Raw genomic sequence first — 13491 nt, 5'->3', positions numbered from 1 at the left:
ATGACGCACGGCGCGATATCAGAAGGTCCTCACCATTCGTCTCTGAGCCGGGCGCGGTAGGACCTGCCATCCGGGTCGTAAAACGCCCGGTACGCCGGAACGGCCCACGCCCGGGTGAGCGCACCGAGCTTCTCCGGGCGGTGCGGACGCAAGCGGCCGGGTGGCCGGGGGCCGCGCCGGCCACCCGCCCACCAGTCCTCCAGCGCCGTCGCGGACGCCTCGATGACGTCGACGACGGTGTCGGGGTCGACAAGCCCGTCGTCATCGGTTCCGTCGGGGCGCCTATCGAGATGCTCGCGCAGCAGCCGCAATCGAAGGTCGCGGGCGAACTCACCAGTGTCATCCAGTACCGCACAGGACAATTCGCTGTCGTGGGTCCACGATCTCCGGTTGAGGTTGTCGCTGCCGACCGTGGCCCAAGTGTCGTCGATCACGCACACCTTCGCGTGCACATACACCGGAGTGCCCTCGTGGTTTTCGACATCGAAGATGTGCACCCGATCCGGATCGGCGCTACGGCATGCTTCGATGGCCTGCTGACGGCCAACTTGGTTGGGCGGCAACGACAGTCGGCCGTCGACGTCGGGATGTCGCGGCACGACCGCCACCAGATGAAGTTGTGGGTTGTCCGCCAGGGCCTGCGCGAACAGCTTTGCGACGCGCTTCGACCACAGGTACTGGTCCTCCAGATAGATGAGCCGTTTGGCGCGCCGAACCGCCTTGGAGTAGCCGCGGGCGATGCTGCGTTCGCCGTGTGGGGCGAAGTCGTACTCGAAATGTGCGTCCGGGTAGGTGCGCAACACCTGTACGGTGTGCGGCCCGCACGGTGGCGGATCGGCCGGCTGATCGGGCAGCTTTCCCGGTTCCAGATCGGCGCCGCGCAGCTTGTCGGTCAGCCATGCGACCGGCGAGAGCATGTCCAGGGGGGCTGGATCGTTCCAACGCTCGCGGAACGTGGCGTCCAGCGCTCCGACGGCCGGACCGCGTATCTGGAGTTGCACGTCGTGCCAGGGCGGGTGCTCCCCGTACTGCTTGGCCATCGTCTGTGCCTGGCGGTCGCCGCGATGCGTCTCGTCGTCGCGCCGCGAATGGCACAGGTCGATGCCGCCTGCGAACGCGACATCGCGTTCCGGGTCCCCCGGGTGCCGGATCACCACCAGCTTCTGGTGATGCGACCCGCCGAATCGGACCCGCTGGTCCAGCAGCACCTCGCCGCCTGCCCGCTCGATCGCCTCTCCGAGGTGCCGGTTCTCCTCCTCGCTGTAGGTGAACTTGTCCAGGTGCGAGCGCCATACCAAACCCTTGACCACGGCCCCGCGCTTGGCCGCGGAGCAGAACAGCTCCCTGATCGTCGGGCCGTCATCGCGCATCTTCTCGTCGGGATCGCCACGCCAGTCGGTGAAGAAGAGGTAGTCGCCATCGCCGAGCGCCTCGACCTCGGTCACCAGCCGATCGAAATAGGTCGCACCGTGGATCAGCGGCTCCGCGCGACTACCCGCGCACCAGGGCGGAATCTTGGTGGCCGGGTTGCCTCGCTCCTCCGCGCTGAGGAACCACTCTGCAAGTTCCGCCACGCCAAGCGGAATAGCCGAACGCGATCATCTCCAAACGCCCGGTCTGTCAAGATCGCCGCATGCCCTTGCACCGCCGCGCGATCAGCCTTGCCTGCGCGTTGTTGCTGCTTGCCGGCTGCGCACCGCCTCGTCAGGAGGACACCAACGCTCCGGCGGCCGACCCCGCCAAGGCGGACGCGGTGATGGCCATAGTGCGCGACACCATGGCCGAGAAACACTTGAAGGCGGTCATCGTCCGGGTGACCGTCGACGGCAAGGAGGTCCTCACGCGGGCCGTCGGAGACTCCATGACCGGTGTTCCCGCAACGACGAACATGCATTTCCGCAACGGCGCTGTCGCGATCTCCTACGTTTCGACACTGCTGATGATCCTCGTCGACGAGAAGAAGGTCAGCCTCGACGACAAGCTGTCGACATGGCTCCCGGACGTCCCGAACGCCGACCGCGTCACGCTCGGCCAGTTGGGCCAGATGACTTCGGGCTACGTCGATTACGTGATCGGCAACACCGAATTCGAAGAGGCGCTCTATAAAGACACGTTCCGGCAGTGGGAACCCGATCAATTGCTCGGTTTCGCAACATCGAAACCGCTGCTGTACGAACCGGGCACCAACTGGAACTACGCCCACACCAACTACGTGCTCCTGGGCAGGGCGTTGGAGAAGGCGACCGGCGAGGACATGCCGAAGCTGTTGGAGGACAAGGTGTTGCGACCACTGGGATTGACCAACACCGAGAACTCGTTCACCCCCGAGATCCCGGAACCGGCTCTGCACGCGTTCACCAGCGAGAGACGCGAGGCACTCCAGATACCTCGTGGCACACCGTTCTACGAAGAGTCGACGTACTGGAACCCGTCGTGGACGATCACCCACGGCGCCATCCAGACGACGAACATCTACGACATGGAAGCCAGCGCGGCCGCGCTGGGCTCCGGCAAGCTGCTGTCGAAGGAGTCCTACGCGAAATTCGCCTCCACGGATCTGCGCGGCAAAACTCGCGCGCAGCCCGGCTGCACGACCTGCATGGGGATGAACGACAGCTATACCTATGGCATGGGCATCGTGGTCTCGGGCGAGTGGTTGCTGCAGAACCCCCTCTTCGCGGGCGAGGCCGGGGTGATGGCCTACCTTCCCGCCAAGAAGATCGGGCTGGCAATGGTCGTCACCTATCAGCCTGACGCGTTCGATGACCAGGGCAACTACCGCAACGAGGCCGACACCCTGTTCCGTCGCATCGCCAAAGAACTCGCCCCGGACGACGCGCCGCCGATGCCTCCGAAATAGTCTTTGACCATGGCGCCGCAAGTACTGTTCATCCACAACGAGCACCTCGCGACCGAGGCCTTGCTCGGCGAGGCGTTCACCGAATGCGGCTACGACGTCGCCACATTCACCGTGGTGCCCGCCGAGCGGATCAACGATCCCGTCGTCGACGTGGCATTCCCCGATCCGACGGCTTATGACGTGATCGTGCCGCTGGGCGCGCGGTGGCCGGTTTATGACGAGGCGCTGCGCCAGAGTTGGGTCGGGACCGAAATGCAGATGTTGCGCGATGCCGCGGATGCGGGCGTACCGACGCTCGGCGTCTGCTTCGGCGGCCAGTTGCTCGCCCAGGCTTTCGGTGGATCGGTGGCTCGGTCCGCCACGCCGGAAATCGGCTGGTACGACGTCGCCAGCGACGACGAGGGCCTGATACCGGGCGGCAAGTGGTTCGAATGGCATTTCGATACCTGGACGCTGCCGCCAGGCGCAACGGAAATCGCGCGAACCACGAACGCGTCACAGGCGTTCATGCTGGGTCGGGCACTCGGGCTGCAGTTCCACCCGGAGGTGGATCACGATCTGCTCGACGGCTGGCTGGCCGATGATCCCAACGGCGAGGTGGCCGGCTTCGGCCTGAGCCATGACCAATTGCTATCGGCCACAACGGTATTCGAAAAGGATACGGCTCGCCGCATCCGCAGTCTGGTGCGCGGGTTTCTGTCGCGGGTCGCGATTCAGCCGTGTCCGAGCTGATGGGCTAACGCGTCGGAGACGGTTGCATGCCGGAACCGGTGGCCCAGCTCGGTCAGCTTGGTGGGCACCACTCGCTGGTCGGCCTCGGCAAGCTCGCGGGCGCCCTCACTACCCAACAACAGCCGCGGCCCGAAGGACGGCACGGGCACAAGCGAGGGCCGGTGCAGCACGCCGGCCATGGCCTTCGTGTAGCCGATGTTGCGCACCGGTGCGGGCCCGACCGCGTTGACGGGACCAGTCAGCCGGTTGTCATAAACTGCGCGGTAGTAGACGTCGAGCAGGTCGTCGAGGCCGATCCAGGACAGCCACTGCCTGCCGCTCCCCATTGGCCCGCCGACGCCTGCCAAGAACAGCGGTCGCAGCAGTCGCAGCGTGCCACCCGCCGCGGCCTGGACGATTCCGGTGCGCACGGCGACCACCCGCAGGCCCGCGTCGACTGCCGGACCGGCGGCGGCCTCCCAGTCGGCCACCACGTCTGCCAGGAATCCTTCACCTCGCACGCTGTCTTCACACAACAGCGCGTCACCCCTGTCGTATCCGTAGATACCGACTGCCGAGGCGCTGACGAAAACCGTCGGGCCGTCGTTGCTGTCGGCCGCCGCTTGGGCGAGCTTGCGCGTCGGTCCGATGCGGCTGTCGCGGATCGCGGCCTTGTGTCCTTCGGTGAACCGCCCGGCGATCGACGCACCGGCAAGGTGCACCACGGCATCGACCCCCGACAGTAGGTCGGGCGCGGGAGCATCCGGGCGCCACTGTCGCTCGTCCTTGTTGCGCGCCTGCCGTCTGACCAGTCGGATCACCCGGTGACCGCCGGTCGTCAGGAGCGCGGTGAGCGCCGAGCCGACCAGGCCTGTCGCGCCGCTGACCGCGACGACCATGGGCGCAGCACCCGCCGACGCGGCATCGCGGTGCGCGGCCAAATCGTCGGCCAGCTGGCGGTGCCGGTAGACGAACGTGGGTCGCAGCGCGGCACCGGGAACCGTTGTGTCCACCTCATCGCGCACGATCGTGCCGCCGTCGGGCGCTTCGGCGAACGTGTGGGTGTGCCGCCACCAGCCGATGACGCGGGCAGGCAGGGATCGCGGCCCCGCCGACGACAGCACGTCGGCGAACCGGTGCGGCGGGTCGAAGCTCTCTCGGTCGTGCTGGGCGATCCAACGCAAACCACCCGGCAGCCCGAGCACCGCTCGCCCGTCGGCCAGCGACTCCGTCTCCGACACCACCGTCATCGGCTGCCACGGCGGAACCAGGCGGGTCATGGCGCCCGGCCTGGTGTGCCAGGCGAATACCTCACCCAGCGGATGGTCGACGACGCTTTCGTACTTGATGCCCATGGTCCCTTTCGGCCGTACTCCACTGTCTATGTGATTCGGAGTCGATGCATGGTCGGATTGCCCGTCGTGGGCTGATTCAGTGCCCAAATGGAAATTCGCCAGAATGGGAACACACAGTCATGGCCGGTTGGGGTGGACTCGCACGCCGAAGCGCGAGGCGAACCTTCCGGGACCGCCGCGAAGCCGGCCGGGTCCTGGCTGAGGCGTTGACGGCCTATCACGGCAGGGACGACATTCTGGTGCTCGGGCTGGCGCGCGGTGGCGTTCCCGTCGGCTGGGAGGTCGCGTCCGCGCTGCGGGCGCCGCTCGATGTGTTCCTGGTCCGCAAGCTCGGCGTTCCGCAGTGGGAGGAACTCGCGATGGGCGCGCTCGCGAGCGGAGGCGGTCTGGTGGTGAACGACAAGCTGGTGAAAAGCCTGAACATCAGCGATGAGGCGCTGCGCACCGCGATCGAACGCGAAACCGAGGAGCTGAACCGACGCGAGCAGGCGTACCGGGGTGGTCGGGACGCGGCCGACCCGAAGGGTCTGGTGGCGATCATGGTCGACGACGGGATCGCCACCGGCGCAAGCATGCTCGCCGCCGTACGCGCGGTGCGGGCCGCACAACCGCAAAGCGTTGTGGTTGCGGTACCGGTCGGTCCGGCATCGACATGCCGTGAACTCGGCCGGGAGGCCGACGATGTGGTGTGCGTGACGATGCCAACGCCGTTCGAGGCGGTCGGGCAGGTGTATGCGGACTTCCACCAAGTCTCCGACGACGAGGTGCGCGACCTGCTGGCCACGCCGACGAGCTAGCGCGGGTTGCTGTCTTCCTCGGTGACCTTTTCGGCGTCGCTGTCGACGGTTTCGGTTGGGGCCGCAGTGGTTTCGGCCTCCGCGTCGTCCCCGGGCTCGTCGGGATAGTCCTCGACGATCTCGTCGTCGGTCTGCTGCGTCGGCGCATCCCCATCGGTGCGGGAGCGCTCCCGCAGCGCGTCGATGATCAGCAGCACGACGCCGATCACGCTCGCGGCGATGCAGACCCAGGCGATCAGCTCATTGCTGGTGACGACCGCGGTCACCAAGGCCGCGAGGCCGATGACGGCGAGCACTAGGGCAACGATCAACATGGGTCAATCCCTTCGCCCTGGGGGCTCAGTTGTTGCCGCGGTTGAACTGGTTAAATCCACCGCCGCCGTCGTTGTTCGCGCTTGAATCCACCGGTGCAGCGGAGCCGCGCTGGCCAAGTTCCTCGAGCTGGGACTCCAGGTAGGTCTTGAGCCTGGTGCGGTACTCGCGTTCGAACGTGCGCAACTGCTCCAGCCGACCTTCCAGCACGGTTCGCTGCTGGTTGATGGTGCCCATGATCTCTGAGTGCTTACGCTCGGCGTCCGCCTGCAGCGCGTCGGCTTTCTCCTGTGCCTGACGCAGCTGGGTCTCCGACCGCGTCTGGGCGTCGGCGAGCATCGTGTCGGCGCGCTGACGGGCCTCGGCGACCGTCGATTCCGCGGTCGCCCGCGCCTCGCTGACCATCTGGTCGGCCTGCGCACGCGCGTCCGAGAGCAGCTTGTCGGATTCTGTCTTGGCTGTCGACGTCAACCGGTCGGCGGTGTCCTGCGCCAGGCTGAGCACGCGCGCGGCCTTGAGGTGCTGGTCCTCGCTCATCGGAGCGGGCGCAGGCGTCGGCGGCGCCTCGTAGACGGGCTGCGGAGCAGGTTCCGGTTCGGGTTCGGGCTGATACAGCGGGATGGCCTGGGTGGGCTGCGATCCACCGCCGGTCCGCGCGGTCGACAGCTCCTGTTCCATCTCGCCTACCCGCTGACGGAGGTCGGCGTTCTCCTCGACGAGACGAGTCAGCTCGTTCTCGACCAGATCGAGGAACGCGTCGACCTCATCCTCGTTGTAGCCACGCTTGCCAATGGGCGGCTTGCTGAAGGCGACGTTGTGAACGTCGGCTGGAGTGAGCGGCATTGTCTGCCCCCTAGATGGTCCGGACCGTCAATCGATCTCAAAGTGTAGAACGTCAGTGAAGTAACTGGCGCCCATCCTGTCACACCAGACTCTGCGGTTGCACCTGAGGCCAAAAGTTAAGAGCGAAATTCAATCTTCTTAAAGGCGATTGCCGTGCCCGGCAAACGGCGATTCGGAACTTCTCAGGCCGCCGCGCTGAACGCGAGTTGCATGCCGATGAATGCGACGAGCAGCAGCACCATGATCGACAGGTCGAAGCGGATCGCGCCGATCGTGAGCTGCGGAATGATGCGGCGCAACAGCTTCACCGGCGGATCGGTCAGCGTCATGATCAACTCGAGGATCACCACGGTGAAGCCGCGGGGGTGCCAGTCTCGACTGAACGAGCGGATGAACTCGACGACCACGCGGGCGATGAGCAGCAGCCAGAAGACGAACAGCGCGAAACCCAGAATCTCAAAGAACAGGGCCAACTAAGCCGACCTCACTACTGCGGTGTGTGACGTTGAATACTCAGGCGCTTGGCCGGTGCCGGCGTCGCGATGTCGTCAGCCTACCCGGCCTGTCCGCGGAGGTGGGCCGAGCAGCGCGGGCCGACCCAAGCCTGCCTATTGATAGGCGTAGAAGCCGGTCTCGGCGATGCGCCTGCGGTCGTCGGGTGAGACGTCGACGTCGGCGGGCGACAGCAGGAACACCTTCGTGGCCACCTTGTCGAAGGATCCGCGCAGCGCGAACGCCAGCCCCGCGGCGAAATCGACGAGCCGCTTGGCGTCGGCATTGTCCATGGTCACCAGGTCCATGATCACCGGGGTGCCATCGCGGAAGCGCTCACCGATGGTGCGGGCCTCGCTGTAGTCCTTGGGCCGCAGCGTGGTGATCTTCGACAACGGGCTGCTCTCGTCGAACAGCATTGCCATCCGGCGGGGATCCATCGCGAGCGCACCGCGCGTCGAGCCGCGCAGCGGCGCGTACCTCGGTGCGGCACGGTCGAATTCGCGCGGGTGCAGGCGACCCTCGTCGGCGTAGCCGCCGCGGTAGGCGCCCGCCATCTCCTCTTCGCCGTAACGGTCGTCGTAGCGGCCGTATCCCTCTTCGCCGAAACGCTCACGGCGCGGATACCCGCTGCGTGACGGACGGTCGTCGTCGTCGTAATACTCGTCGTCGTAGTCGTCCATAGGCGCCATACCGAAGTAGGCCTTGACCTTGTGCAGTGTGCTCATCGCTGGACCCTTCTTGCGTGATGCCTGTGATGAAGATGTGACTGGAGTGACTACTCATGGTGACGTTAGAGGACGTTGCCCCAGAACCGCGGTACCGACACGCACACACGTTGAACCATGTTCGACCGCCGCCTCGAGGTCGCTGGACATGCCGGCCGACAGCTCGAGACGCTGCTGGTAGTTCTTCTGTACCCGCTGGTGCTCGGCCTGCAAACGCGCGAATGCATCGTCGGGATCGGAACCGAGCGGCGGGATTCCCATCAGTCCGACGAACGCAAGGCCCTGCGCGGACTGCGCCAGCGCGCACAGTTCGTCGACGAGATCGGGATTGCCGATGTCGACTCCCCCGCGCGCGACGTCACCGTCGAGGCTGATCTGTAGGTAGACCCGCAGAGGTTCGGTCCGGCCGCCGTCGGCGAGGGCGTCCGTCGATGCCCCGTCCAGTGCGGTGATCAGCTTGGCACTGTCGACCGAGTGCGCGGCGTATGCCCAGTTGGCGATCGAGCGCGCCTTGTTGCGTTGAATCCGTCCCACCATGTGCCAGCGAATCGGCGAAGCCGGTTCGGCGGAGTTACATTCGGCGAATTTCGCGGCTGCTTCTTGTTCGCGCGATTCACCAAATGCATCACAACCTAAATGCGACAGAATAAGCACATCGGTTGCTGGAAAGAATTTGGTGATCGGCAGCAATTCTATTTCGGCACGGTCGCGTCCCGCCGCCTCCGCCGCCCGCGCCAGCCGCTCGCGCACGACGGTCAACGCGGTCTCCAGTTCGACTTCCCTCGTCGTTGCCACGGCGGTCATTCCATCCACACCACGGACGCGAGCCGACCGGTCGGGGCGTCGCGCCGATGGCTGAAGAGATTGCGGTCGTCCACTGTGCAACGCGGGTCTGCATCGACGGCGGCGATGCCCAATTCCCTTAACTGCCTTGCTATTCCGGCCCTCAGATCCAACCCGGGAGTACCCCTCGCCGTCGTCGTCCTGCTGCCCGGAAGGGCGGCTTCCACCTCAGCGGCCATTGCCGCAGGCACCTCGTAGTTGCGGCCGCTGACAGAGGGGCCGAGCAGCACAGAGATGTCCTCGGCGCGCGCCCCGGCGTCACACATGGACTCGACCGCGCGGGCGACGACACCCTTCTGCGCGCCGACCCTGCCCGCATGGACCGCACCTACCACACCGGCGCGGGCGTCGGCCAATAAAACCGGAACGCAATCAGCTGTTACGACGGCCAATGCCAATCGCGGTGTGGTGGTCACCAGTCCGTCGGTTTCGTCGATCGCGGTAGCGCCCATCGATTCGTCGACGCGCACGACGCGATCACCGTGCACCTGGTTCATCCAGACGACAGAGTCGGCACCGACTCCGATCGCCTTCGCGAGCCTCTCCCGGTTGGCTGCGACGGCAGCCGGATCGTCTCCGACGTGATCGCCGAGATTGAACGTGTCGAACGGCGGCTTCGAAACACCGCCGGCGCGGGTGGTGGTCACGCGCCGAACCCGAACACTCACAGCTCCAGTATCCGGTGCGACGCGGACGGGAGGAGCACCGCGGTCGGGCTAGTGCCGCATGAACGGCGGAACGTCGACGTCGTCGTCATCGTCGCCACCGATACTGACCGTCGCTCCGTTGGTGTGCACCGGCACGCTGGCCGCTTCGACCGGTTCGAACAGCTGCGAGGTGACCTTGCCGGCCTGTCCGGGAGCGATCGCTTGGCCGGATGCGCCAACCACCGGCTTGCGGCTCGGCCCGGAGGCGTCGAAGCCGGCCGCGATCACGGTCACCCGCACTTCGTCGCCCAGTGAGTCGTCGATCACTGTGCCGAAGATGATGTTGGCTTCGAGGTGCGCTGCGTCTTGTACCAGCGAGGCGGCCTCGTTGATCTCGAACAGACCGAGGTCGCTGCCGCCCGCGATGGACATCAGCACGCCCTGCGCGCCCTCCATCGACGCCTCGAGCAGTGGCGAGTTGATCGCGATCTCGGCCGCCTTGAGTGCGCGGCCGTCGCCACGCGCGGAGCCGATGCCCATCAGCGCGGTGCCCGCGCCGGACATGATGCCCTTGACGTCGGCGAAGTCGACATTGATCAGGCCGGGGGTGGTGATCAGGTCGGTGATGCCCTGCACGCCGTTGAGCAGTACCTCGTCGGCGCTACGGAACGCGTCCATCAGCGACACGGCGGCGTCGCCCATCTGCAGCAGCCGATCGTTGGGGATGACGATCAGCGTGTCGCAGCTCTCCCGCAGCGCAGCGATGCCCGTCTCTGCCTGGTTGCTCCGGCGCTTGCCCTCGAACGAGAACGGCCGTGTCACCACGCCGACCGTCAGGGCGCCGAGCTTGCGCGCGATGGTGGCGACGACGGGCGCGCCGCCTGTGCCGGTGCCACCGCCTTCGCCCGCGGTGACGAACACCATGTCGGCGCCGCGCAGCAGCTCCTCGATGTCGTCCTTGGCGTCATCGGCGGCCTTGCGACCGACCTCAGGGTCTGCCCCTGCGCCGAGGCCACGGGTGGAGTCACGGCCGACGTCGAGTTTGACGTCGGCATCGCTCATCAACAACGCCTGCGCGTCGGTGTTGATCGCGATGAACTCCACGCCCTTGAGACCGTGCTCGATCATTCGGTTGACGGCGTTGACGCCGCCGCCGCCGATGCCGACCACTTTGATGACGGCGAGGTAGTTGTGCGGGGGGGTCATCATCGCCTTCCTCCCTTGTTGCTTCCGAAGCGGAACGCCTGAGCAAACTCTCAACCTCAACTAAAGGCTTACAGTTATGTCAAGTTGTTTCCGCGCAAACAGAACGGTAGGGCGAGGTCAAGCACTAGCCATGCAGGCGCGCCGACGGAAACGTCAAGAATTTGAGGTGATGGCGCGGACGGCGAATCACTTGACTGTCGGCAAATCAGGACTGGAGACGTCGTAGGTGTGGCCGGGCTGGGTCAGCAGCGCCGCGAGCTTCTGCGCCTTTTCCTCTGTGCGCTCGGTGGTACCCCAGATCACTTCCCTGCCGTCGACCAACGTCAGGGTGACCGCCGCGACCGACGGCGCCGACACCCTGGCCACCTGTCCGGCCACCTCCGGCCGCAGCGCGATCATCACTTCCAGCGCCGCCCTGGTCGACGGATCGTTCGGGCCGGGGTTGTCGGCGTCCAGGTAGGGCAGATTGGGCGGTGGCGGCGCGGTCGCGAAGTCCACCCCGTCACGGTCGAACAGATGCGGCCCGTCGGGATAATCCTTGACGACGATCGGAACCCGTTCGACGACGGTGATCCGAAGGGTCGACGGGTATTCGCGCTGCACCCGTGCGGTGCCGACACGGCGGATCGTGGCAACCCGCTCGGCGACGTCGTCGGTATTCACCTGAAGCAGCGGGGTGCCGTCCTTGACTGCCGCGGCGGCGATGACCTCCTCCTGTGTCACCGCGCCAAGCCCGGTGATCACGACGTTTCGCGCCGCCATGATCGGGGTGAAGTACAACAGCAGACCGAGTCCGACGAACAGGGCGACAAGCAGAACCGTCCACACCACCAGCTTCAGACCTCGAACTCCGCCGCGCGCAACGGGTTTGGATTCGTCGGTCGACTTACCCTGCGCACGCCGCTTGGCTTCACGTCGGGCCTGCTCGATCGCAACGGCGCGGGCCTGGGCCTCGCGACGCGCCTCGCGTTCCCGACGTGCTCGTCGCCGCGGACCTTCGAACTCGTCTTCGGGTGGGTTCTCGGGTTCGGCCACCGCCTCGCCGGCGTTCTCGTCGTGTTCGCCGGCGTCCTCGTCGGGTTGGGCGGCGTCCTCGTCGGGTTCGGCCGCCGCCTCGCTGTCGTCCTCCGTCTCCGTCATGGCGCGCCCGTCCCCGGATCGCGTTGTGGCGTCGAGCGGTTGGCTCTCGCGGCGAGCGCTTCGACGATCTCGGGCCCGAGCATTGTCACGTCGCCCGCGCCCATCGTGATAACCACGTCGCCGGTGCGTACCGCGTTGGCGACCTGTTCGGCAACGGCGGAGAAATCCGCCACATAGTGCACCGGCTTGGTGACGTGTTCGGCCACCGACGCACCGCTGATCCCTGCCATCGGCTGTTCCCGAGCGGCATACACGTCGAGTACGAAGACTTCGTCTGCACAGTCAAGCGCTTCGGCGAACTCACGCGCGAAAGCGGCTGTGCGGGAATATAAGTGCGGCTGGAACACCACCACCGAGCGGCCACGCCCGCTCTGTTCGGTCACCGTCCGCACCGCGCCGAGCGTGGCGCGGACCTCGGTCGGGTGGTGCGCGTAGTCGTCGAAGACCCGCACACCGTGCGCGGTACCGACGAGTTCGAAACGGCGTCGCACCCCCTCGAACCCAGCCAGCCCGTCGAGCACCGACTCGGCGGGCGCCCCGATCTCCGTCGCCGCCAACAGAGCGGCAAGCGCGTTGAGCGCCATGTGCCTGCCCGGCACCGACATTCGCATCACCCGCTGGTGCTTCTCGGCGGCCAGTTGGATGTGGGCGACCGCACCGGTGTTCTGCTGTTCCCAGCTCACCAACCTGCCAGCGAGATCGGGGCGGTCGTCGCTTCCGTAGCGCAGCACCCGAATCCCCAGTGCGCAGGTGCGTTCGGCGAGGGCGGCGGCGCCCGGATCGTCTGTGCACACCACCAGCGCGCCTCCGGGGGCCAATCGCTCGACGAAGGCGTCGAACACCGCGCTGTACGCCTCGGCACTGCCGAAGAAGTCGAGGTGATCGGCCTCGATGTTGGTCACCACCGCGACGTTCGGCGTGTACTCGAGCAGCGAACCGTCGCTCTCGTCGGCTTCGGCGACGAAACAGTCGCCGCTGCCGTGATGCGCGTTGGTGCCCGCTTCGCCGAGATCGCCGCCGACCGCGAACGACGGGTCCAACCCGCTGTGCTGCAGCGCGACGATGAGCATCGACGTGGTGGTCGTCTTGCCGTGGGTGCCGGTCACCATCAGGGTGGTGTAGCCGTCCATCAGCCGTGCCAGCACCGCTGGGCGCAGGATCACCGGGATGCCGCGTCTCCTGGCCTCGACCAGCTCGGGATTGGTCTTCGGGATCGCCGCATGTGTGGTCACTACCGCCGTGGGTCCACCGGGCAGCAGGTCCAGCGAGGACTCGTCGTGTCCGATCCGGATCGTCGCGCCCCTGGCACGCAGCGCCGCCACCCCGCGTGACTCCTTGGCGTCGGAGCCCGACACCACACCGCCTCGGTCGAGCAGGATGCGTGCGATGCCGGACATGCCGGCACCACCGATGCCGACCATGTGCACCCGCTTCAGCTCATCGGGTAACGGAAGCGCGCTCACCGGCGAGACTTCCGATCAACGCGACCGATGCGGGCCACCTCGAGGGCTATCTCGGCGACCTTCTTGGCGGCGTCGCGATGGCCGGCCATCGCCG

General features: G+C 66.5%; 14 protein-coding genes. 3 read left to right on the top strand and 11 right to left on the bottom strand.

Features of this window, described 5'->3' with window-relative positions; all coding sequences use genetic code 11:
• Nucleotides 1-29 precede the first annotated feature (29 nt).
• On the bottom strand, nucleotides 30-1574 hold the full coding sequence (locus tag QOJ24_RS04275; protein WP_526259433.1) for a phospholipase D family protein: 1545 nt from the start codon (nucleotides 1572-1574) through the stop codon (nucleotides 30-32).
• 59 nt (nucleotides 1575-1633) lie between these two features.
• On the opposite strand from QOJ24_RS04275, the gene QOJ24_RS04270 reads away from it, so the two are divergent.
• Nucleotides 1634-2860 (top strand): serine hydrolase domain-containing protein, encoded by a 1227-nt coding sequence (locus QOJ24_RS04270; RefSeq protein WP_526259431.1) that lies wholly within the window; start codon nucleotides 1634-1636, stop codon nucleotides 2858-2860.
• A 9-nt stretch (nucleotides 2861-2869) separates the two neighbouring features.
• Nucleotides 2870-3592 carry a type 1 glutamine amidotransferase gene (locus tag QOJ24_RS04265; protein WP_526259429.1) on the top strand — a complete coding sequence of 241 codons (723 nt, stop codon included), beginning with the start codon at nucleotides 2870-2872 and terminating at the stop codon, nucleotides 3590-3592.
• Here the strand turns inward: QOJ24_RS04265 and QOJ24_RS04260 are convergent.
• The gene (locus QOJ24_RS04260) at nucleotides 3574-4926 is read right to left on the bottom strand and encodes a TIGR01777 family oxidoreductase (protein WP_526259428.1); all 1353 of its coding nucleotides are present in this window, start codon (nucleotides 4924-4926) and stop codon (nucleotides 3574-3576) included. The two genes, QOJ24_RS04265 and QOJ24_RS04260, sit on opposite strands and share 19 nt — an antisense overlap.
• A gap of 119 nt (nucleotides 4927-5045) precedes the next feature.
• Between QOJ24_RS04260 and QOJ24_RS04255 the strand changes: the two genes are divergently transcribed.
• The gene (locus QOJ24_RS04255; RefSeq protein ID WP_526259426.1) at nucleotides 5046-5723 is read left to right on the top strand and encodes a phosphoribosyltransferase; all 678 of its coding nucleotides are present in this window, start codon (nucleotides 5046-5048) and stop codon (nucleotides 5721-5723) included.
• On the opposite strand, the gene QOJ24_RS04250 is transcribed toward QOJ24_RS04255, so the two are convergent.
• The 9 genes from QOJ24_RS04250 to murC form a co-directional block, all read right to left on the bottom strand.
• The gene (locus QOJ24_RS04250; protein ID WP_526259424.1) at nucleotides 5720-6037 is read right to left on the bottom strand and encodes a DUF308 domain-containing protein; all 318 of its coding nucleotides are present in this window, start codon (nucleotides 6035-6037) and stop codon (nucleotides 5720-5722) included. The genes QOJ24_RS04255 and QOJ24_RS04250 overlap by 4 nt on opposite strands.
• 25 nt (nucleotides 6038-6062) lie before the next feature.
• Nucleotides 6063-6878 (bottom strand): DivIVA-like cell division protein Wag31, encoded by an 816-nt coding sequence (wag31, locus tag QOJ24_RS04245; protein WP_526259422.1) that lies wholly within the window; start codon nucleotides 6876-6878, stop codon nucleotides 6063-6065.
• A 182-nt stretch (nucleotides 6879-7060) separates the two neighbouring features.
• Nucleotides 7061-7351, bottom strand: coding sequence for a YggT family protein (locus tag QOJ24_RS04240; RefSeq protein WP_526259420.1), 291 nt, complete (start codon nucleotides 7349-7351; stop codon nucleotides 7061-7063).
• A 135-nt stretch (nucleotides 7352-7486) separates the two neighbouring features.
• Nucleotides 7487-8098 (bottom strand): cell division protein SepF, encoded by a 612-nt coding sequence (locus tag QOJ24_RS04235; protein WP_526259418.1) that lies wholly within the window; start codon nucleotides 8096-8098, stop codon nucleotides 7487-7489.
• Between the two features lie 54 nt (nucleotides 8099-8152).
• Nucleotides 8153-8902: a YggS family pyridoxal phosphate-dependent enzyme gene (locus QOJ24_RS04230; RefSeq protein ID WP_526259416.1), complete on the bottom strand. Its 750-nt coding sequence runs from the start codon at nucleotides 8900-8902 to the stop codon at nucleotides 8153-8155.
• Nucleotides 8899-9609, bottom strand: a complete 711-nt coding sequence (pgeF, locus tag QOJ24_RS04225) for a peptidoglycan editing factor PgeF (protein WP_526259414.1) — start codon at nucleotides 9607-9609, stop codon at nucleotides 8899-8901. Before pgeF ends, QOJ24_RS04230 begins: the two co-directional genes overlap by 4 nt.
• A 48-nt stretch (nucleotides 9610-9657) precedes the next feature.
• Nucleotides 9658-10794 (bottom strand): cell division protein FtsZ, encoded by a 1137-nt coding sequence (gene ftsZ, locus QOJ24_RS04220; protein ID WP_526259412.1) that lies wholly within the window; start codon nucleotides 10792-10794, stop codon nucleotides 9658-9660.
• A 186-nt stretch (nucleotides 10795-10980) separates the two neighbouring features.
• Entirely contained in the window at nucleotides 10981-11934 is a 954-nt protein-coding gene (locus QOJ24_RS04215) for a cell division protein FtsQ/DivIB (RefSeq protein ID WP_526259410.1), read from the bottom strand.
• On the bottom strand, nucleotides 11931-13355 hold the full coding sequence (murC, locus tag QOJ24_RS04210) for a UDP-N-acetylmuramate--L-alanine ligase (protein WP_526259459.1): 1425 nt from the start codon (nucleotides 13353-13355) through the stop codon (nucleotides 11931-11933). The genes QOJ24_RS04215 and murC overlap by 4 nt, the downstream gene beginning before the upstream one ends.
• Nucleotides 13356-13491: the final 136 nt, after the last annotated feature.

Source organism: Mycobacterium sp., from assembly GCF_032159775.1.
GTDB lineage: Bacteria > Actinomycetota > Actinomycetes > Mycobacteriales > Mycobacteriaceae > Mycobacterium.
The sequence above is the reverse complement of the archived record's forward strand: the minus strand, read 5'-3'. Positions and strand labels throughout refer to the sequence as shown.